The 21,877-nt window shown below is 70.1% G+C and carries 14 protein-coding genes; 8 read left to right on the top strand and 6 right to left on the bottom strand.

Going from position 1 to position 21,877, the window contains the following annotated elements; all coding sequences use genetic code 11:
• The first annotated feature begins 38 nt into the window (after window positions 1-38).
• The 8 genes from NOCYR_RS11810 to NOCYR_RS11775 all read left to right on the top strand — a co-directional run bounded on the left by NOCYR_RS11810 (window position 39) and on the right by NOCYR_RS11775 (window position 9,408).
• On the top strand, window positions 39-719 hold the full coding sequence (locus NOCYR_RS11810) for a TetR/AcrR family transcriptional regulator (protein ID WP_014350599.1): 681 nt from the start codon (window positions 39-41) through the stop codon (window positions 717-719).
• 362 nt (window positions 720-1,081) lie between these two features.
• Window positions 1,082-2,131, top strand: coding sequence for a 3-oxoacyl-ACP synthase III family protein (locus NOCYR_RS11805; RefSeq protein WP_014350598.1), 1,050 nt, complete (start codon window positions 1,082-1,084; stop codon window positions 2,129-2,131).
• Between the two features lie 2 nt (window positions 2,132-2,133).
• Window positions 2,134-3,057, top strand: a complete 924-nt coding sequence (locus NOCYR_RS11800; protein ID WP_014350597.1) for a hypothetical protein — start codon at window positions 2,134-2,136, stop codon at window positions 3,055-3,057.
• Window positions 3,054-4,730, top strand: coding sequence for a fatty acid CoA ligase family protein (locus NOCYR_RS11795; protein ID WP_014350596.1), 1,677 nt, complete (start codon window positions 3,054-3,056; stop codon window positions 4,728-4,730). Before NOCYR_RS11800 ends, NOCYR_RS11795 begins: the two co-directional genes overlap by 4 nt.
• Complete coding sequence (locus NOCYR_RS11790; protein WP_148280609.1) at window positions 4,727-5,014, top strand: hypothetical protein; 288 nt, start codon at window positions 4,727-4,729, stop codon at window positions 5,012-5,014. The genes NOCYR_RS11795 and NOCYR_RS11790 overlap by 4 nt, the downstream gene beginning before the upstream one ends.
• Window positions 5,011-6,057: an NAD-dependent epimerase/dehydratase family protein gene (locus NOCYR_RS11785; protein ID WP_014350594.1), complete on the top strand. Its 1,047-nt coding sequence runs from the start codon at window positions 5,011-5,013 to the stop codon at window positions 6,055-6,057. Before NOCYR_RS11790 ends, NOCYR_RS11785 begins: the two co-directional genes overlap by 4 nt.
• Window positions 6,058-6,085: 28 nt before the next feature.
• Complete coding sequence (locus NOCYR_RS11780) at window positions 6,086-7,279, top strand: hypothetical protein (protein WP_014350593.1); 1,194 nt, start codon at window positions 6,086-6,088, stop codon at window positions 7,277-7,279.
• Window positions 7,276-9,408, top strand: a complete 2,133-nt coding sequence (locus NOCYR_RS11775) for an MMPL family transporter (RefSeq protein ID WP_014350592.1) — start codon at window positions 7,276-7,278, stop codon at window positions 9,406-9,408. Before NOCYR_RS11780 ends, NOCYR_RS11775 begins: the two co-directional genes overlap by 4 nt.
• A gap of 172 nt (window positions 9,409-9,580) precedes the next feature.
• On the opposite strand, the gene NOCYR_RS29225 is transcribed toward NOCYR_RS11775, so the two are convergent.
• The 6 genes from NOCYR_RS29225 to recC all read right to left on the bottom strand — a co-directional run bounded on the left by NOCYR_RS29225 (window position 9,581) and on the right by recC (window position 21,794).
• Entirely contained in the window at window positions 9,581-9,982 is a 402-nt protein-coding gene (locus tag NOCYR_RS29225) for an Rv3235 family protein (RefSeq protein ID WP_148280608.1), read from the bottom strand.
• 324 nt (window positions 9,983-10,306) lie between these two features.
• Window positions 10,307-11,221: an RNA polymerase sigma-70 factor gene (locus NOCYR_RS11765; RefSeq protein ID WP_014350590.1), complete on the bottom strand. Its 915-nt coding sequence runs from the start codon at window positions 11,219-11,221 to the stop codon at window positions 10,307-10,309.
• Window positions 11,221-12,423: an NAD(P)/FAD-dependent oxidoreductase gene (locus NOCYR_RS11760; RefSeq protein ID WP_014350589.1), complete on the bottom strand. Its 1,203-nt coding sequence runs from the start codon at window positions 12,421-12,423 to the stop codon at window positions 11,221-11,223. Before NOCYR_RS11760 ends, NOCYR_RS11765 begins: the two co-directional genes overlap by 1 nt.
• A gap of 191 nt (window positions 12,424-12,614) precedes the next feature.
• Window positions 12,615-14,504, bottom strand: coding sequence for an exodeoxyribonuclease V subunit alpha (gene recD / locus NOCYR_RS11755; protein ID WP_014350588.1), 1,890 nt, complete (start codon window positions 14,502-14,504; stop codon window positions 12,615-12,617).
• 238 nt (window positions 14,505-14,742) lie between these two features.
• A complete protein-coding gene (locus tag NOCYR_RS11750) occupies window positions 14,743-18,066 on the bottom strand; it encodes a UvrD-helicase domain-containing protein (RefSeq protein WP_014350587.1) in 3,324 nt (1,107 codons plus the stop codon).
• Window positions 18,063-21,794, bottom strand: coding sequence for an exodeoxyribonuclease V subunit gamma (gene recC, locus NOCYR_RS11745; protein ID WP_014350586.1), 3,732 nt, complete (start codon window positions 21,792-21,794; stop codon window positions 18,063-18,065). Before recC ends, NOCYR_RS11750 begins: the two co-directional genes overlap by 4 nt.
• Window positions 21,795-21,877: the final 83 nt, after the last annotated feature.

The raw sequence follows: 21,877 nt of genomic DNA, 5'->3' as shown, positions 1-21,877 counted from the left end.
CTACAGCCGTGAACCCGTCCGCGGAATGACGGTCGGCCATGTCTGAGACCACCGCGCGACGCGGCCGGCCACCGCAGACCAAACAGCAGGCCGAAGAGGTGCGGGCCCGGATCGTGCTGGCCACCGCCGAGGTCTTCAGCAGGACCGGCACGCGCGGTCTGAGCGTCGCCCAGATCATCGAGCAGGCCGGCATCGCCCGGCCGACGTTCTATCGCTATTTCGCCAATGCAAACGAACCGCTGCTGCTGGTGCTCGATGCGTCCAATGAGGGCCTTGTCAGCGGCATCCGTAATGCCCTGACCGTCACCGCCGAAGGCGTCGAACTCGGCATCCGTCTCATCGACGCGTTCCTGGACTGGGCGCGCGGACACGGGCCGATGCTGCGCCCGCTGTTCGCCGAACTGCACGATCCGGCCTCACCGGTGTCCGGTTATCGCGAGCAGGCCCTCGACGATATCCGCGCCACCGTGCGCGAGAAATTCACCGAACTCGGCAGGCCGGTCCCCTCGCCCTTGGATCTGGATGCCGCGCTGCATGTCTGCGAATACGTGGTCTACCGCATCTCGGCCGGCGCCGAGCCCGGCTCCGAACCGGATCCGGATACCGTCGCGGCCGCACGCGTCACCATGATCCGGGTGGTCCTGGCAACGCTCGGCAATACCGACGACCTCACCTACGCGATGGAATTGCCGGGGATCTTCCCGCCCGCGCCACGGTAAGCGACGCTCTCGACACCCACTCCGACCCGCGCGGGGCAGTGAAGTCACTCACAGCCAGCGCTCAATCCCGGGTCCGCGGCGCGCCTTTCGGTGCGGTAGCCAGGAATTCGCTGCATCGCCACAGTCGGCGAGTGAGGAACGGCGGCGTTCCCGTCATCAGGGTGGCTGGGCTCCGCGGCGTCATAGCCGATCGGTGTCCAGTTTAGTGATACCGCACGAAACACGAAGTTCAAACCGCCCGCACCGCAGCAGGGTTCGGCACTTCGAGCGTCTACGGCCTTAGTTACCGTCGGGTAATGTCCGCGGCGTCGACATCAGGAACGATCCCCCGAACGTATTCGTCATCGATTTCAGGAGCACCCGTGCTGCATTCTCGATTCGAATCCATCGGCGCCTATCTGCCTTCGAAGACCGTCACCACCGATGAGGTGCTGGCGCAGTTGGCGATTCCGCCGTCATTCGATCTCGAGCGGATCACCGGCGTCGCCGAGCGCCGCGTCCGCGATACCCGCCCGGAGAGCCACGAGGATTCGTTCACCCTGGCCGTCGCCGCCGCGAGTGACTGTTTATCCAGGTCACGTTATGCGCCAACGGAGATCGACGTCATCATCTCGACCTCGATCACGCGCAGCAAGCATGCGACCCGCATGTACATGGAGCCGTCGTTCGCCTCCTCCATCGCCCGCGCGATCGGCGCGAAACAGGCCATCACTTTCGATATTTCGAACGCCTGCGCCGGAATGCTCACCGGAACGTACATTCTCGATCGGATGATTCGTTCGGGTGCTGTCCGCAATGGACTCGTGGTGAGCGGTGAGGCCATCACCCCTATTTCCGAAACCGCGGTGAACGAGATTTCGGAGAAATACGATCTGCAATTCGCCTCGCTCACCGTCGGCGATTCCGGATGCGCGCTGATGCTCGATCAGGCCGTCGACGACGCCGACAAGATCCACTACATCGAGATGATGACCGCCTCGGAATACTCGCACCTGTGCCTGGGCATGCCGAGCGACAAGACCCAGGGCGTGGCCCTGTACACCGATAACCGCAAGATGCACAACGAGTCCCGGTTCCTGCTGTGGACCGACACCCAGCGCGACTTCCTGGCCAAGCGTGGGCGCAGCTTCGCCGACGAGGAATTCGACTACATCATCCATCACCAGTTCGGCGCGGCGGCGGTCCCGTACATGAACGCGATCGGTGAGCGGGAGTTCGGTACGCCGATGCCGCCGGACCTCAATGTGATCCACAAGTACGGCAACACCTCCACCACCTCGCATTTCATCGTGCTGCACGATCAGCTCGGCCAGGACGGAATTCCGGCCGGATCCAAGGTGCTGATGATTCCGGCGGCCTCGGGGGTCGTGACCGGGTTCCTGTCCACCACCATCTCCTCCCTGAAGGTGTGATCATGGGCGTACGTATCACCGCCACCGCTGTCTGCCGGGCCGGCGAGACCCGCAGCGTCGTCGAGAACAGCGGCCGGGCCGCGCGAGATTGCCTGGCACGGGCCGGAGTCCGGCCCGATCAGGTCGGGGTGCTCATCAACGCGGGCATCTTCCGCGATTCCAACACCGTGGAACCGGCCGTGTCGGCCTTGATCCAGAAGGCCGCGGGTATCGGGCTCGAGTACGGTGCCGACGACCCGCGTACGTTCTCCTTCGACCTGATGAACGGCGCGGTCGGCGTGCTCGACGCCGTGCGGGTGGCCACCGCGATCCTGGAGACCGGCAGCGCGAGCCATGTGCTGATCGTCTCCGGCGATACCCATCCGTCGCTGGCCCGCACCGCCGCCACCGAGGATTTCCCCTATGCGAGCTCGGGTGCGGCCCTGTTGCTCGAATCGACCGACGGCCCGGAGGGATTCGGCCGGGTGCACAGTCTCGCCGGCTCCGGCGGCCCGGGCGTCGAAGCGTATGTCGACACCGCGACCATGGGAACAGAGGGCCGTGGCCTGATGACGGTGGTGCGCGAACCCGACGTCGAACAGCGGCTGACGGCGCTGGCGACCGAAGCCGCGCTCGCCGCGCTGACCGAAGCCGGCCACGCCGACCTGTCCACCACCGCGCTCATCGCCTCCACGCCGGGCCCGGAATTCCCCGCACGACTGGCCGAGTCACTCGGGATCGCCGCCGAGTCCGTGCTGCTGCCCGATCTCACCGACGGTGATCCGCACACCGCGGCTCTCACCCAGGCCTACGACCTGGCGTCCGCGGGTGAGCGTCTCGGCGGTCACACGCACGTACTGTTTGTCGCGGCCGGTGCCGGTCCGTCGGCGGCGGCCGTGCTGTACCGACTGCCGGAACGCGCGGCCGCTGCCGGAGCCGCGGCGTGAGTACCGCGACCTACTGGCAGGCGATCGACCGGTTCCGGGCGGTCGCGCAGGCCGAACCGGAGCGCGAGGCGGTCATCTTCGCCACCGATGCGCCGGCGGGCAGCCCACCCACCTACCGGACGGTGAGCTACCGCGAGCTCGATCGCTGGTCCGACACCATTGCCGAACGGCTCACCGCGCGCGGGGTGCGGGCCGGAACCCGCACCATCGTGCTGGTGCTGCCGAGCCCCGAGTTGTACGCGATCATGCTGGGGCTGTTGAAGATCGGTGCGGTGCCCGTCGTCATCGATCCGGGCATGGGGTTGCGCAAGATGGTGCACTGCTTGCGGGCGGTGCAGGCCGAGGCGTTCATCGGTATCCCGCAGGCGCATGCGGTGCGGTTGCTGTTCCGGCGCAGCTTCCGGCGCGTGCGCACCAGCCTCACCGTCGGCCGCACCTGGGGCTGGGGTGGCGACACGCTCGACGGCTGGGGTCGCGAACCGAGCGGCGCCGCACCCGAGCGGACGCCCGCCGATCCGGGCGAGGTGCTGCTGATCGCCTTCACCACCGGCAGCACTGGTCCGGCCAAAGCGGTGGAACTGACCCACGGCAACCTCGCGGCCATGGTGGAGCAGGTGCACGCGGCGCGCGATGGCATCGCCCCGGGCACCTCGCTGATCACGCTGCCGCTGGTGGGGATTCTCGATCTGCTGCTCGGTGCGCGCTGTGTGCTACCGCCGCTGATTCCCAGCAAGGTCGGGTCCACCGATCCGGCGCATGTGGTCGATGCGATCAACCGGTTCGGCGTGCGGACGATGTTCGCCTCACCTGCCGTGCTGATTCCGCTGTTGCGGCAGCTGCGGCAGCGACCGACCTCGCTGCCGACCCTCGACAGTGTCTTCTCCGGCGGCGCACCCGTGCCGCACTGGTGCATCGCGGGATTGCGCGAGGTGCTGCACGCCGAGGCCCGGGTCTACGCCGGCTACGGCTCGACCGAAGCGCTGCCGATGGCGACGATCGAATCGCGGGAGCTGCTGGACGGTCTGGTGGAACGCACTCGGCGCGGGGACGGCGTCTGCATCGGACGCCCTTCGGACCGGATCGAAGCCCGCGTTATCGCCATCACCGACGATCCGCTGCCGACCTGGGCCGATGCCGAAGCGCGTGCGAGCGAACTGAGCCGTACGCGGGGCGTCGGTGAGCTCGTTGTCTGCGGCCCCAACGTCAGCACTCGGTATTACTGGCCGGACCGGGCCAACACCGCCGGGAAAATCGCCGAGGGTGACCGCGTCTGGCACCGCACCGGTGACCTGGCCACCATCGACGAGCAGGGCCGGATCTGGTTCTGCGGACGCAAGAGTCAGCGCGTCGTCACGGCCTCGGGACCGATGTTCACTGTCCAGGTGGAGCAGATGTTCAATGCCGTCGCGGGCGTGGCACGCACCGCCCTGGTCGGTGTGGGTGCGCCGGGCGCTCAGCGTCCGGTGCTGTGTGTGGAAGCCGAGCCCGGGGCGGACACTGCGTCGGTGGTGTCGGCCCTGCGGGCTCTCGCTACACAGTCGGAGCTCACCACGGCGGTCGACGACTTCTTGATCCACCCCTCGTTCCCGGTGGATATCCGGCACAACGCCAAGATCGGCCGGGAGAAACTCGCGGTCTGGTCCGGGAAACGACTGCGCGGGAGTGCCCGGTGAAAACGACGGCATTGCGGGCGATTCCGATCGCCGGCTGGTTGTACCTGACGGCCGGGCTGATCGCGGCGGCCGCGGGGCACGCGCCGGAGAACCGGCTGCTGCGTGCGCTGTGGTGGATCGATGCGTTCCTGAGCATCGTGGTGCACGCCGCCCAGATCCCGTTCGCGGTGCGCGCCGCTCGCGGCTGCGGCCGCTCGGCTGCCGAAATAGCTGTGATGACACAAGTTTTCGGTCTCACCTGGTGGCGCACGGTGGACCACGAATCTCAGGAAGGCCCCCGATGAAGGTTCTGGTGACCGGCGCGTCCGGTTTCCTCGGTGGCGCGCTGGTGCGCCGGCTGGTGCGCGAGGGCGGGTACGAGGTGACGATCCTGGCGCGCCCCAGCAGCAATCTGGGCGACCTGGCCGAACTCGACGGCGTGCGCGTGGTCACCGGCGATCTCACCGACGAAGTCTCGCTGCGCCGCGCGACCGAGGGCATCGACGTGGTGTTCCACAGCGCGGCCCGGGTCGACGAACGCGGCACCCGCCGCCAGTTCTGGGCCGAGAACGTCCGCGCGACCGAGGTGCTGCTGGACTCCGCGCGCAGGCACGGCGCGTCGCGGTTCGTGTTCATCTCCAGTCCGAGCGCGCTGATGGACCGCGACGGCGGCGATCAGCTCGACGTCGACGAATCACTGCCGTATCCGCGCCGGTATCTGAACCGCTACTCGGAGACCAAGGCCGCCGCCGAGCGCGCGGTGCTGGCCGCCGACGCGCCCGGATTCCGCACCTGTGCCTTGCGGCCGCGCGCGATCTGGGGCGCGGGTGACCGCTCCGGCCCGATCGTGCGACTGCTCGGACGCACCGCGGCGCGCGCGCTGCCGGACCTGTCGTTCGGCCGGACGGTCTACGCGTCGCTGTGCCACGTGGACAATATCGTGGACGCCTGTGTGAAGGCCGCGACCGCCGACGGCGCCGCCCTCGGCGGCAAGGCGTACTTCATCGCCGACGCCGAACGCACCGATGTCTGGGGCTTTCTCGCCGCCGTCGCCACCGACCTCGGCTACGCCCCGCCGAGTCGCACCCCGAATCCCCGCGTGGTGCGCGCCGCCGTCGCGGTGATCGAGACGATCTGGCTGCTGCCACCGATCGCCACCCGCTGGTCGCCACCGTTGTCGCGGTATGTGGTCGCCCTGCTCACCCGCTCCGCAACATACGACACCGCCGCCGCGGCCCGCGACCTGGGCTACCGCCCCGTCATCGACCGCGACACCGGCCTCGCGTCCTTCCTGTCCTGGCTCGACGCCAACGGCGGCATCACCGAACTCACCCGGACGCTGCGCTAGCCGCGTCCCACCGATCAGCGAGGTAGATATGGCTACCGGCACCGTCTTTCGCCGGATCTCCCCGACCGAGCGCATGTATTTCCCGATGCGGGATCTGGCGCCGCCGTTCCTCATGCAGCTCGTCTTCCCCGGTGAAGGCGAGGTCGATCCGGAGCGGTTGCGGCGGGCGGTGGCCGTCGCGTCGGCGGCGTGCCCGGGGTCGCGGCTGGTGCGCCGGGGCCGCGACTGGGTCGACAGCGGGATTCCCGCCGCGGTGCGGGTGATCGACGACTGGGCGATCGACTACACCGCCCTCGACAGTGATCCGGTGGTGCACAGCCCGATCGGGCCCACCGAGGAGACGACCTGCGAGGTGCTGCTGCTCACCACCCACCCGACCACTCTGATCTTCCGGGCGTTCCACGGGGTGATGGACGGGATGGGCCTGGTCACCTGGGCGCTCGCGGTGCTGCGGGCACTGGGTGGTCAGGAGCCGGAGCCCATGCCGGATCCGGTCGCCGACCAGGAGCTGGTGCGGCGCGTCGGCGCACCGGGCAAGCCGACGCTGATGTTGCCGAAGTACCGCAGCGCCGTCGGGCACGGCCGCCAGATGCCCGGTGAACCACGACATCTGCTGCGCCGTCGCACCATTGCGGCGAGCGCGCCCGGTGCGGTGGCCAAGATCGCGGCGTTGCTGGCCGAGCAGACCGCGGGCACCTCCCGGATCATGATGCCGGTGGATCTGCGCCGCCACGATCCGCAGTTGCGCTCCACCGCGAACCTCGCACTCCCCCTGTTCTTCGACATCACCGCGGGCACCACCGGGACCGAGATCAACGCGATCAAGCGCGACGGTCTCGCGCGACGGCTCGAGCTGAATCAGATGGACAACAGCGGACTCGCCGAGATCCCGCAGCCCGCGGGCCGGGCGCTGCTGCACACGCTGAACTGGCTGGGCGCGCGGTTCGGCCGCAACCTGGCCTCGGCCACCGTCTCGCATATGGGCCGATTCGATCTGGACGAACTCGCCACACCGCAGTTCCGGCCGTCCTCGGTGCTGATCCTGCCGCAGCACAGTGTGGCGATGCCGCTGCTGTTCGGGCTGATGGAATCGGGCGGACGCACCGAGCTGACGGTCTCCGCGCGCAACGGACGCGGGATCGCCGAACGGCTGGACGCGCTGCTCGACCGGATCGTGGCCGGGCTGGAAGCCGAGCTACCCGCCGGCGAGAACCCGCGATGACGGCGTGGGCGCGATTCGTCGTCGGCCGGCCGCGCACTGTGCTCGCGGTCGTGATCGGGGCGATGCTGTTGTGCGCGCTGTACGGCGCGAGCGCGGCCGAGAAGGTCGGCGCCGCCGGATTCACCGATCCCGGTAGCGAATCCAGTCGCGTCGACGCCCTGGTCCGTGCGCAGGTGGGGCCGACCATGGCCGATATCGTCGCCATCTACACCGCGCCGGACGGGCAGACCCTCGACGAGATCGGGCCGCGGATCAGCGCCGCACTCGACCGGATCGACCCGGCACTGCTGGAACGGCCGGTGGAAAGCTATTGGCACAGTACGCCGCCGCGCACCCAGTTCCTGCGCTCGGCCGACGGCCGCCAAGGGCTCGCGGTGGTGTTCCTGGCAGGCGATGAGAACCAGCGGATCACCGCTTTCGATGCGGTCGAACCCGATCTGCTGGTGCCCGGCATCGATACCCGGCTGGCCGGCTACAGCGCGCTGGCCGACGAGATCACCACCCGATCCCAGCGCGATCTGATTGTCGCCGAGTCGATCTCGATCCCGATCACGCTGCTGATCCTGGTGCTGGTGTTCGGTGGGCTGGCGGCCGCATCGATGCCGGTGCTGGTCGGTGCGCTCGCGGTGGGCGGTTCGCTGGCGGCGATCCGGGCGCTGACCGAGTTCACCGAGGTCACCACGTTCGCGGTGAATATCGCGTCGTTGATCGGGCTCGGTATGGCCATCGACTACGGACTGTTCCTGGTCACCCGGTTCCGCGAGGAGATCGGTGCCGGTCACGCCGTGCACGATGCGATCGAACGGACCTGCGCGACGGCCGGTCGCACCGTTGCCTTCTCGGCGTCACTGCTGATCTGCGCTTTCGCCGGGACGTTCGTCTTCCCGCAGCCGGTGCTGAAATCGCTCGGGTTCGGTGCGATCGCCGCGGTCGCGCTGGCGGCCGTGCTGTCGCTGACGGTGCTGCCCGCGATGCTCGCGCTATTCGGCGCCAGGATCGGGGCCGGGCGGGAACGCGGTCGGACCGAACGGTTCTGGGGCCGGGTGGTCGATGCGGTGCTGCGTCGTCCGGGTGTGGTCGCCGTCGCGGTGTCGGCGCTGTTGCTGCTGGTGGCGGCGCCGCTGCTGGGGGTCCGGCTCGGCGATATCGACCATCGGGCGCTGCCGCCGGACAATGCCATGCGCACCACGGTCGAGGAACTGACCGAGCGGTTCCCGGCCGCCAACAGCGGTGTGACCGCGGTACTGAGGGGTGCCGACGGCGCGCCGTCGGCCGATGCGGTCACACAGGTGATGCGTGAGATCGGCGCCATACCCGGGGTAGGACCGGTGTTCCAGGCCGGGCGGGCCACTGATTTCGTGGTCGTGCACGCGATGCTCGACAGTGCCGACCGCAGCGACGCGGCCATCGCCGTCGTCGAGGCGGTGCGGGCGCTCGAACCTCCGGCCGGAACCGAACTGCGCGTCGGCGGCGATACCGCCGCGACCGTGGACAGCGTGGACTCGATCATCGCCGCCATGCCGTGGATGATCGCGGTGATGGTGGTGGCGACACTGCTGTTGCTCGGCATCGCCTTCCGCTCGATCGTGCTGCCGGTCAAGGCGGTGGCCATGGCCTTCGTCAGCCTCGCCGCCACCTTCGGCATCCTGACCTGGATCTTCCACGACGGACATCTGGCCGGATTACTCGGCGTGACACCGGGACCGCTCGCCGCCGGCATGGTCGTGCTGATCATCGCGGTGGTGTTCGGCCTGTCCACCGACTACGAGGTGTTCCTCCTGTCACGGATGGTCGAAGCCCACCAGGCCGGCGCGAGCACCGCCGAATCGGTCCGCCTCGGCACCCTGCGCACCGCCCGCGTCATCACCGCCGCCGCGGTCCTGCTGATCATCGTCACCGGCGCCTTCACCCTCTCCCCCCTCACCCCGATGCGCTTCCTCGGCCTCGGCATGATCTTGGCCCTGATCATCGACGCCACCCTGGTGCGCATGCTGCTGGTCCCGGCGCTGGTTCAGCTCATGGGGCCGCTCAACTGGTGGATGCCGGGGTCGAAGCGGGGTGGTGGTGCAGTCGACGATTCCCGGCAATCGAAGACACGAGAACCGATCTCGAGCGCCGCAGGCGGGTGAGGCCGGCAACCAACGCTTGTCCCGGTACCGCTGGCACAGCGGGCTGGGCCCGTCGAGTGCAGGTGGTTGCGCGATCGATACGTGTTCGGTGAACTAGCCACACGAGTGGGATCCCTGAATTCAAGTCGTCCGCAGTGGTAGCGCACCCGTCGACCGCGTGATCACTGCCTGACTAATTGATGCGGAGTGCCGTGAGGCGCCAGCCGTGGCGGCGTGAGCGGGTGATGCGGCCGGCCAGGGCGAAGTGGCGTGGTCCGCGCCGGTAGCGGGCGAAGATTTCGGCGTCCGGGGTGTTGTCGTGGGCAATGTCGACTCGCACCAGAACAGCGGGCCCCAGGCGGCGTCCGGGTGCGAGATCACCGCCGGCCAGGGTGCGCAGTCGCGCGTGCACGTCGGCACTCACCAGGGCCGTGAGCTGGTTGAGGGGGCGGCGGCGGTCGAGGGCTTCGAGGATGGCGCGGACGGTTCGCTCGGCGAAGGCGTGTGCGGCAGCCGGAGTCCGGTCGGCCGCGGGAGCCGAGCATGGTGTTCGACGAGGAGGCGCCGCGACCCCGGCCCCGCAACCAGACCTCACCGCGTTTCCCGTGGATCTCCTTCGTATTCCGCTACCGCACACCACGTTCGGCTTCGCGGATACCGACTTCCTGTCCTGCCCCTGACCTCGCACCATGCACCGTCCCCTGCTCGAGTCGACCGTCCGATGGAACCGCGTTGTGCGGTGCATCCGCCCCGCACGCGCCGATTCTGCTGTCGCGCACAATGATTGCCACGAGTAGTGCGCTACCTGTTCTGCTGCCGGAACCGGCTGCCGATTCGAGTGCCATCCACAGCGTGCCGACGACTGGACGGCGCCGCCTGCGACCTGGGCGGTTACCGCATCGGGGTTCGCCGGAGGCCCTCAGCGATTACCGAGATCGTGCACCGCGCCTTCGGTGATGGCGTGCAACTTGTCCGGGTTGGCGACGTTGTGGAGGGCGATGATGCGGCCGTCCGGGTCGATGGTGACGGTGAGGGTGGCCAGGATTCGGTCGGGGGCGCGGAAGAGGATGCCGGTGCCGCCGTTGATCTCGACCAGTTCGGCGCGGATGTCGGCGGGGTCGACGCCCTGGTAGCTGCTGGAACCGAGCTTGGCGAACCAGGCGGCCACCGGCTGGGCGCCCACGACTGGGCGCAGGGCCTGGCGGACCTTGCCGCCGCCGTCGGTCCACAGTGTGACGTCGGGGGCCAGCAGGTCCATGAGGGTGTTGATGTCGCCGCCGGCGGCGGCCGCGACGAACCGGGTGGTGACGTCGCGCTGGGTGGTGCGGTCGGCGCTGAACCGCGGGCGGCGCGCCTGGACGTGGCCGCGGGCGCGGTGGGCGGCTTGGCGCACGGCCTCCTCGGAGCGGTCGACGGCGTCGGCGATTTCGGCGTAGCTGAAGTCGAAAACCTCCTTGAGCACGAAGACCGCGCGCTCGATCGGGCTCAGCGTCTCCAGCACCACCAGCATCGCCATCGACACCGATTCCGCGCCGGTGACGTCGTCGACGATGTCGCCGCTGGTCAGAATGGGCTCCGGCAGCCACGGGCCGACGTAGGTTTCGCGTTGGTGGCGGGTCGAGCGCAACCGGTCCATCGCCAGGTTGGACACGATTCGCGCGAGGTAGCCCTTGGGGTCGCTCACCCGGGAACGTTCGGCGGCCGACCACTTCAGCCAGGCGTCCTGCACCGCGTCCTCGGCGTCGGCGGCGGTGCCGAGGATGCGGTAGGCGACGGCGAAGAGCAGGTTGCGGTACTCGTCGAAGACCTGCTGGCCGTCATCGGGCGAGGTCATCACGCACCTGCCCGGCGGGTGTAGCGGCCGCCGCTGGGCCAGATGGCGCCCGAACCGGGGAACCTGGTCATTCGCTCGAAGGTCGGCCAGGGTGCTGCGTTCACCGTTTCCTTGTACCAGGTGGCGCGCTTGCCCGTCAGGTACCAGCGGCGCGGCGAGTTGTCCGGCTTGGTGAACTGCACGACGGCACCGTGGCGGCCGAGGCTGACCGGGGTGTGGTAGTAGCCGAAGCGGAACGCCTTGGGCTGCTTACCTTTCAGCTCACGCGCCAGCGAGACCGCGGCGTGCACGCCGGTCGGCATACCGCTCTGGCAGGTGCCGTGCATCAGCCCGTAGGGCTGTTCGATGGCGGCGGCGTCGCCGACGGCGTAGATGTTCTGGTGCGAGATCGAGCGCAGGGTGGCATCGGTGACGATGCGCCCGCGCTCGTCGACCGCCAAGCCCGACGCCGCCGCGACCGGATTGGCACGAACCCCGCTGGTCCAGAGCACGACATCGGCGGGCAGGCTCGCGCCGTCGGCCAGTTCGACCGAATCCGCGAGCACCTTCACCACCTCGACCCCCGCGCGCACCTGCACACCCAGCCGGTCCAGCCCCGCCCGCAGGTAGGCACGCGGCTTATCGGCCATGGCGGCGCCGGGTTCGTCGCGGCCGAGCAGCAGCACGCGCAATCGGGGATACCGTTCGGCGATCTCGGCGGCCGATTCGATGCCGGTGAGCCCGGACCCGCCGACGATGACCGTCCCGCTGCCGAGCCCGTCCAGGCGTGTGGCGAGGCCGACTGCCTCCGCGGCGCTGTCGAGGGTGAAGGCGTGTTCGTCGGCGCCGGGCACGCGGCCGGTGTCGGCGACCCCGCCCAGGGCGTAGACCAGGCTGTCGTAGTGCAGCAACCGCTGGTCGTCGAGGCGCACCGTGTTCGCGTCGGCGTCGATCGCGCGGACCCGGCCGCGGATGAACCCGACTCCGACGCGTTCGAGCAGCTCCGGAATATCGAACTCGGCCGTCGGCTGCCCGGTGGCCGTCTGATGCAGCCGCAGCCGCTCCACGAACCGCTCATCGGCATTGACGACGGTGACCCGCACATCCGCCCGCCGCTTGACCCGCGCCCCCAGATTCACCGCCGCCGACAGCCCGGCGTATCCGGCGCCGAGGATCAGGATGTCCCGCGCGGTCGCCTCGTCCTTCTCGTTGTGCTCGTGCATTGCCGTATCCCTTCCCATCGAACAGCCGATGCACCCGAGACGTAAGTTGGCGGGCCGAACGTGACATCCATATACGTGACCTGCATCACACGACTGGGTTGCGGGGTCGGACGATGGCGCCGCGTGCATCCCCGCCGTCCGCTCGCGCTCCGCCAAGGCAGCAACGTCCGGACCGGCGCGAGGCGGTCAGCTCAGTTCCCGCGATGACTCAACCCACTCGCGCGCAGCACCCGACGGGCGGTGGCGGCGCGGATGGCGGCGTCGGTGCCGATGATGCGGACGTGGCCGCGGGCGCGGGTGATGGCGGTGTAGAGCAATTCGCGGGTGAGCAGGGTGGATTCGGGTTCGGGGAGGACGATGGTCACCGCGTCGTACTGACTGCCCTGGCTGCGGTGGATCGTCATGGCGAAAACCGTCACGACGGAAGGGAATTGGGTGGGGTGCACCAGGTAGGGTTCGCTGCCGCGTTGCAGCGCCACGCGCAGGGATCCGTCGGGTTGGCGGATGACGACGCCGGTGTCGCCGTTGTAGATCCGGGCCTCGTGATCATTGGCGGTGACCAGCAGCGGCTGGCCCGGATACCAGGTGGGCTGGCCGGACTCCGGGCCCGCGCCGGCGGCGGCCGCCCATTCGCCGGCCATGCGGTCCCAGCGTTCCACACCGAACGGGCCCTGCCGGTGCGCGCAGAGCAGTCGATGCGATTCCAGCGCGGCGAGCGCGGCCGCCGCGTCACCGGCGAGCGCGGCGTCGGTGACCTGCCGGGCGGCGGTGACAACGTCGGCGCGCACGGCAGCCGTGTCCTCCGGTTCGCACAGCGACAGCGCCGCATCACCTTCGCGCAGCAACCCCAGCGCGGTGTCGGCGTCACCGGCGCGCACCGCCACCGCCAGATCGGCGATGCGACCACCGAAGCGACGCCCCCGGGTGAGCCGGACGATGCCGCCGCGCAGCCGGGTCCGCTCCAGCGCGGTCAACGCCTCCGGATCCGTCGTGTCCCCGGCGGGGCCGATGATCTGCTCCAGCACCGGGTTCGGGGTGCCCACCACCGGCCCGGCCACCAGGTCGGCGAGCACGGCGCCGGCGTCGACCGAGGCGAGCTGATCCGGGTCACCGACCAGCACCAGCCGGGTATCCGGACGCAGCGCCGCGAGCAGCCTGCTCATCATGGTCAGCGACACCATCGAGGTTTCGTCCACCACGATGACGTCGTAGGGCAGCCGATTGAACTCGTGGTACCGGAAGCGAGTGCCGCGCCCGCGCTGCCAGCCCAGCAGCCGATGCAGGGTGGAGGCGCTCAGTTCCGGCAGCCCGAGTTCGGTGGCCTGGTCACGCACCGCTTCCTGCAATCGCGCGGCGGCCTTGCCGGTGGGTGCGGCGAGCGCGACCCGCAGGACGGGTAATTTCGGATTCGCGCGTTGGTGCGCATCGAGCAGGGCGATGATGCGCGCGATGGTGTGGGTTTTGCCGGTGCCGGGTCCGCCGGCCACGACAGTGGTCCAGTGGGTGGCGGCGAGGGCGGCGGCCAGGCGCTGCCGGTCGGGCGTGGCCGATTCCGGTTCCGCGCCGGGCGTGGCGAACAGCCGGTCCAGTTCGCGCCGCACCACGGCCGGGTCGACCATCGGGTGCCGGTCCGAGCGTTCGGTGAGCACCCGGCGGATGGTCTGTTCCTGCTGGTAGTAGCGGTCGAGGTAGAGCAGCGGGCCGCCCTCGCGGCGATCCTCGACCAAGCGCAGCGGCCGCAACGGCCCCGCCGTGCCACCCACCACCAGCGGGCTGACCCGCAGCGCGGCGAGCACATCGTCGAATTCCGGCCACGGCAGCGAAGCCGGATCGACAGTGGTGTCCCAGGTTTCGTCGGCGTCGATACCGATCTCACGCATCCGCGCCAATTCCAGGCACACCGAGCCCGACCGCACCGCCCGCACCGCCAGCGCCGCCGCGAACAGCGCCGATTCGGACTCCTCCCGCCCCAGCCGCCCCAACCGCACCGCGACATGCACATCCGCCGCCGACAGCACCCCGGCCTCGTTGAAGGCCCGCAACAATCCGGTGCCGCGCTGGGCGATCTGAATGGAGGTCATGAGAACACCTCCGGGGCCGGGCGCTGGGTAACCGTCCCAGTCCGCCACAACCGCGCTCGCGCCGAGCCCTGCTTGGCGGTTCCAGCCCGCCGTAGCCGCATTGGCGTCGAGCCCTGCGTAGCCGTTCCAGCCCACCGCAACCGCACTGACGTCGGGCCCTGCGTGGCCGTCCCAGCCCGCCCCAACCGCGCTCGCGCCGGGCGCTGGGTGGCGGTTCCAGCCCGCCGTAACATTGCACTCACCGCGAACCTCCCGCGAGCAGATCCGACAGCGCGGTGATCAATGTCGCCGGCGGAGTCCAGTCGAACACCCCGCGCCCGGGCGGTGTGTCCGGCCCGATCATGCCGCGCACGAACAGATAGGCCGCGCCGCCGAGGTGCCGTGCGGGATCGTATCCTGGCAGCCGCCAGCGCAGATACCGGTGCAGCGCAACGGAATACAGCAGGGCCTGGAGCGGGTAGTGCGAGCGCATCATCTCGGCGCCCATCCGGTCCCTGGTGTAGTGCTCGACGGTGAGATCGCCGGTGCCGAGCCGGTTGGTTTTGTAGTCGACGATGACGAAACGCCCGTCGGCGACGCGCAGCACCGCGTCGATGCTGCCGGTCAGGTATCCGCGCAGCGGATTGTCGTCGAGAGCATCGAGGTGGTCGGCATAGGGGGCGAAGTCGTCGGTGGGCGATAGATGCTCGCGCAACAGGGCCGCGATGGCGCGCAATGTCGCGGCCTGTTCGCTCGCGGTGTCGCCGCCGGCGAGGGGCAGTTCGAATTCCAGCTCGCACAACCTGTCCCGGGTGCTGATGTCGGCGAGCGCACCGAACGGCGACGGCGTACGTAGAACGGCCAGCAGCGCGACGGCCAGCTGCGCGGGGTCGGCGGCGGCCATCATCTCCTCGATTGTCTCCCGGCAGCGCGCCTCCACTTCGGCCGCCAGGTCGGCGGCGTCGGTGTCGACCCGTTCGAGCACCGCATGCACCAGGGTGCCGAACTCCGCACCGTAGGGCAGCTCGTTCATCAGCGACGGCGCACCGGTTTCGGGTTCGGAGGCGAGCACCGGGACGCCGGTCGGTTCGTCGTCGGGTCCGCGACCGTCCTCGGGTTCACTGTCCGGGGCGACGGCGTGCGCAGCGGCGGTCAGCGCCGAATAGGAGGTGCGCCGCCACTGCTGGTCGAGGGTGCGGTCGAAGGTGGCGGCGGCGAGGTCGCCGGTCATCGTCTCCACCCGTACCCGCCGTGGCTGCACCTGTTGTTCGCCGTCGACGACCTCCACTTCCACCGAGGGCCCCGCGGCGTCGGCCCACGCCGAGAGCCGTTCTGCCACAACGGAGTCCTTCGGAACCGGCACCCGTTGCGCGACTTGCTCGGCGCCGCCGGAACGACCGAGCAACATCCGATGCAGCGGCGCGTTGTCGGTGGTGAACGCCGGCGCCCACCACGCCACCACCTGACACATGGCGCGGGTCAGCGCCACATACAGCAGTCGCAGCTCCTCCCCTGCTTCCTCGGCTTCGGCGCGGCGTTTGCGCTCGTTGTAGCCGGGTGCGTCGGGGCCGCCCACGTCGAGAACGCGGATCTCGTCGTCGTGGAACAGCAGTGTCGCGGCCTTGGGATTGCGGGCACTGTCCCAGGCGAATGGCAGGTACACGACCGGGAATTCCAGGCCCTTGCTGGCGTGCACGGTGGCGATCTGCACCGCGGCCGCGTCCCGGTCGAGCCGCCGGCTGCGGTCGGCGACGGCGCCGGAGGCCGGATCGCGGACCCGGTCGGCCAGCCAGCGCGTCAGCGCGGTCAGGCCATAACCTTCCGAGACGGCCAGCTGATCGAGCAGTTGTGCGATATGCCGCAGATCGGTGAGCCGGCGTTCCCCGTTCTCGATCCCCAGCAGGCGCGGCGCCAGCTCCGACTCCGCCGACAGCTTTTCGAACACCGCCGCGAACCCGGCCCGGGTGAACAGCCGAGCTGCCTCACGCAGCTGGGCACTGACACGGCCGACCAGATCCGCTCCCCCACTGTCGATTTCGGCTGCGGTGATCCCGAGCAGCGGCGTGCACGCCGCCAGCCGCACCCGGTCGCTGCGATGCGGCTGCTCCAACGCCCGCAGGACCCACAGCCAATCGGTGGCGCTCTCGGTCGCGAACACGCTGGTCCCGCCCGCCAGCACGGAGGCGACGCCGACCCGATCCAGCGCCTCACGCACCACGTCGATCTGGGAGCGCGTGCGCACCAGTACCGCGATGTCGCCCGGGCCGACCGGTCGCGGATTCGCCTCGCCGGCGGCCTCGATCGTGGTGCCGGATTCCAGCAACCGCACGATATCGGCCGCCAGATCGGTGGCGACCTTCGCCCGCATCCGGCCGACGGTCGGGAATCCGGTTTTGTTCAGCGGTCCGGCCCCGGTGCGCGGCAGCACCCGCAGCCGCAACGGTGCCGGCGTGCGATCCGGCGCGGACAGGCGCGACCACGGCCGGGTGGCAGCCACGGGATAGACGGTGATGGCGTCGTGGCCCAGCGCGGCCCCGCCCATCACCTGGTCGATGGCCCTGAGCAGACCGGCATCGCTGCGCCAGTTCACCGTCAGTTCCCGGCGGGTCTCGGCATGTCCGACAGCATCGAGGTAGCTCAGCACCTCGGCGCCGCGGAAGGCGTAGATGGCCTGTTTGGGGTCGCCGACGAGCACCATGGTGGTGTGGCCGTGGAAGACGCGGCGCAGGATGTCCCACTGCAGCGGGTCGGTGTCCTGGAACTCGTCGACCAGCGCGACCCGGAACCGGTCGCGGATGCGCAGGCAGGCGCGCGGGCCGTGCTCGGGATCGGTCAGCACCTCGTGCAGCAGCACCAGCAGATCGTCGAAATCGCGCAGGCCCGCAAGACGTTTGCGGCGTTCGGTTTCCGCGCGCACGGCCAGCGCGAACGCCACCCGTTCCCCGGCCAGGTCGTCGGTGTCGGGAACCAGCCGCGCATGCCGGTCCCGGACCGCGGCCAAGGCCAGGGTGTGCGCCTCTTTGATGGTGAACGGCGGCGTGGTGCGCGCGTACCGGTGCAGGTACAGGTCGTCGGCGACGGTGCCGACCAGTTCGTCGACGTTCTCGACCAGCCGCGACCGCATATCGTGTTCGCCCGCCAACCCCAGCTCATCGAGCATGCGCTGACAGAAACTGTGCGTGGTGGCGATGGCGCCGGCATCGAAATCCGACAGCGCGGCCAGCAGCCGGGCCCGTCGCCGCCAGACTTCGTCCTCGTCGGCGGTGGCGAGATATTCGATCAGGCCATCTCCGCTCGACCTGGCGGCCACCGGATCGGCCAGAGCAGCGGCGACGGTGACGAACCGGCTGCGGGTGCGTTCGCGCAGTTCCTGGGTGGCCGCCCGGCTGAAGGTCACCAGCAGCAGTTGCGAGATATCGATTCCGGTTTCGGCGACGTAGCGGACGGCGAGTCCGACGATCGCATACGTCTTACCGGTGCCCGCGCTGGCCTCGAGCACGGTGGTGCCGGTGGGCAGCGGCCCGATCGGGTCGAAGGCGGTGTCGATCTGCGGCGCGGCGACGGGCGTGGTGTGGATGGTCATGGCTGACCCTGTTCCTCGGCGCGCAGCAGCGGGGCCCACAGCCGGCGCGCCAGCGCACCGAACCGGGTGGTTTCGCTCGGTTCGCCGGGTGGCGCGGGTGCGGCCGCGAGATCGTCCAGGCGCGGGGCAGGACCCCAGATATAGCGCAGGTGCCGATCGGTGTGCTCACCGTAGGGGCCCGGACCATTGGGGCCGCCGAAGAATTCGCGTTCGGCCGCCGCCAGCGCCTCCTCCACGGTGCCACCCCGGAAGCGGCGCTCGGCGTAGGCGGCGGTGGCCGCGGTGGCGATCGGCAGCGGCTCGGTGAGCCCCGCCTCGCGCAGTGCCACCAGCTCGCGCAGGATTGCCAGTGCTTCCGGAGCCGACGGCGCGGTCAGCTCCGAACGCCATGCGGGACGGCGGAATTGGCCGCGCCCGATGGTCACCGCCCGCCACGGCCGGTCCTCGGACGCGGCCAGCGCCAGCAGCGATACCCATGCTGTGATGCGATGTTTCGGGGCGAGTCGGGAGTAGGTGGTACGCACCAGGGTGTCACCGCGGACCTCAGGAACCGTCCCCGTCAGCCGGCGTCCGCCGCCCAGATCGAGCGCGATATCGACGGCGCGCGCGGGCCGCTCGTATTCCGGCAGCGCGATCCGCACCAGGGTGTCGACGGTGTGCTCCACCTCGTCGAGCACCGCGCCGCCCAGCCCGAACGGCGGCAGGGTGCCGCGTCGCCATTCCGCGGCCCGCAGCCCGGCCGGATCGGCGCCCGTCAGCCGGGCGGCGAGCATCCGTTCGCCGAGGTCCCATTTCGCCAAGCCGTCCAGCTCGATCGGCAGACGGTCGGCGATATCGTCGTCTTGATCGGGCACCCGCAGCCCCAGCCGCTGCCACAGGAATGCCCGCACCGGATGTTCGGCGAACGACAGCAATTCGGCCAGCCCGATATCCACCGGCTCGGCCGGCGGTAGCGGCTCGGCCAGAAACGGCGGACGCGGCTGCGGCACACCACCCGCCGCCCGCGCACCGGCCAGCGCGACGGTGTCGAAACTGAACGGGCGCTCGGCGCGGAAGTTGCGGCGATCGAACGATTGCAACGGATGGCGCGTGACCACCTCGGCCATGCCCGCGGGCCCGACGTGCGCGCGCAGCACATCGAGCAGTTCGGCCACCGGAATGGCCGGCGGGCGGTGGTTACCGGAGACCGGGTCCGACCCGGTGTGCAGCAATACCAGCCGCTCGCCCGCCGCCATGATCGCATCCAGCAGCAGTTGCCGATCCTCGGCGCGGTGGTCGCGTTCGCCGAGCAGCGGATTGCGGGCCAGCACGTCGTCACCGTCGACGCCGCCCACGCGGGGGAACACATCGTCGTCGAGGCCGAGCAGCACCACCACCCGGTGCGGCACCGAGCGCATCGGGACCATGGTGCACACCGTCAGCTCGCCGGTGCGGAAGTTGGCCCGGGTGGGGCGGGCGGCCAGCCGTCCGGCCAGCAGCACCGCGATGTCGGCCAGCCGCAGCGGCACCGTATCGGCGAAGGCCAGGGCGGCGGCGAGTTCGCGGCGGGCCTCGGTGCGGATCCAGGCCTGCGATTCGGGGACGTCGGTCAGCAGGTCCAGCGAGCGTGCCAGCGCGGCGGCCCACTCGTCGGCGGGACGCGGACCGCGCAGGTCGCGCAGCGCGACGGCGAGCCGGTCGACGAATTCGGCGAAGCGCCCCGCGAGATCGACGTCGTTGCTGTCCACGTCGTCGAGCGGCAGCGCCAGATCCAGCCAGTCCTCGGAGCTCTCGCCGGCGGTGACGCCGAGCAGGATGCGATCGACGGCGCTGTTGAGGGTGTTCTGCGCGAAATCGGCCAGCCCGAACGCCTGCCGCTGCCGCAGCCCGATCCCCCACCGCGCACCGGTCTCGGCCGCCCACTCGCGCAGCCGCTCGATATCGTCGTCATCGAAACCGCAACGGCGGCGGACGGTTTCGGATGCGGCCAGATCGAGCACCTGGGTGACGGTGACGCGCCCGTCGGCCAGCTCCAGCAGCACCGAGATCACACCGAGCAGCGGATTGGTGACCGCCCGCCCGCGGTCGGCCAACCGCACCCGCAACCGATGCGCCGGATGCCCGGGCCGGCCCGAATCCCCCACCGGCTCAACCGAACCCGGAACCTTCTGTCCGAACGCCGCCCGCACCAGCGGAGCGTACGCCTCCACCTCCGGGCACATGATCAGCACATCGCGCGGCTCGAGCGTCGGATCGTCAGTGAACAGGGCGAGCAGACAGTCACGCAGCACCTCGACCTGCCGCGCCGGGCCATGACAGGCATGGATCTGGACGGTGCCGTCGGCGACGGCGGGGGTCGCGGACCAGCGGTCGTTGCGGACATGGTCTTGCAACGCACCCAGCAAGGTCGTTGGGCCGGTCCCGGGTGGATCGCCGGCCCCGCTGCGATCCGCCGGTTCGGCATCGAGATCACCCTGCTCGGAAACCTGAGCGTCCGCGCCACCCGTCCCTGCACCGTCGGCAGCGACGTCCAGGTGTTCGCCACTCCTACCAGCCGCACCACCGTCTCCCCCATGGCTCCGGTCGGCCGCGGCGGCAGCAGCGACGTCCAGGTGTTCATCGCTCCTACCAGCGGCGCCACCGTCTCCCCCATGGCGTCGGTCGGTCACACCGCCAGCAGCGATGTCCAGGTGTTCGTCGACGTCCAGGTGTTCGTCACGCCTATCGGCCGCACCACCGTCTCCTCGATGGCGCCGGTCGGCCGCACCGCCAGCAGCGACGTCCAAATGTTCGTCACTCCTACCGGCCGCACCCTCTCCACCATGCCGCCGATCAGATGCCGCAGCAGGCAACCGCTGCTGCAATTCCCGCACATCGCGAGCCAGACCGGCCAGCAACGGATGATGCACCGCTGCGGCGGTCCTATCCTCGCCCCGGGTGAGCGCCGGCGCGATACCGCTCAGCGCGTCCCACATCGCCGGGCTCGGATGGGTCAGCCACAGGTGCACCTCGCGGCGCTCGGCCAGCGCTTCGATCACCGCGAGCTGGTCGGCGGGCAACCGGGTCGGGCCGAACAACGACACCCGCTCCGGCAGATCCACGATCCCGGGATCGGCGCGCAGCACGTCGCAGGCGGGGGCGAGGCGTTCGGCTGGGCTCGGCGTGCCGATCTCCGCGCGCAGACACCGCCACAAGGTCGGCTGCCAGCGCAGATCCTCGGGAACCGGCGATCCCGCGCCATCGGTATCGGCACCGGCGGCCCAGTCGATGATGAGCTGCGGACGCTGGGCTGCGTAACTATCGAACAGGCCCGCCAGATGCGCGGCGGTGGCATACCGGCGCCCGGCCCGGTGACCGGCGTCGCCGTCGCGCAGGCCGAGATGGCGGGCCAGCACCGCGCACCAGGGCTGGGAGATCGAGCTGTCGATCACTCGCAGCAACGTCCACACCACGCGATCGTGCGCCCACGGGTCGTCGGCCGGTGCCACCCCGCCGGCCGCGGCCAGCGCCTCGGCCACCAGGTGCGCCGGGGAGGGGAACTCGATATTGGCGGCGATACCGTCACCGCCGGGGGCCGCGGAAACTCCGAGCACACCCGAAAGCCGCTGCGTCAGCCACCGTTCCACCCCCTTGGCCGGCACCGCCACCACCTCGGTGGCGAACGGGTCGGGCAGTGGGTCGGCCAGCAGCCCGGCCAGGGCGTCGGCCAGCACGTCGGCGCGTTCGCCGCGATGGATGTGCAGCGGCATGCGCGCCCTCTCTCTCTCCCGATGCGGTCCGCCTCGGCACACCCGGCCACCACCACCGGCCCCGGGTCGAGCACCTCGGCGCT

The organism is Nocardia cyriacigeorgica GUH-2 (assembly GCF_000284035.1).
In the GTDB taxonomy this organism is placed as follows: domain Bacteria; phylum Actinomycetota; class Actinomycetes; order Mycobacteriales; family Mycobacteriaceae; genus Nocardia; species Nocardia cyriacigeorgica_B.
Note: the sequence above shows the minus strand (reverse complement) of the source record. Positions and strands in the feature narration are given on the sequence as shown.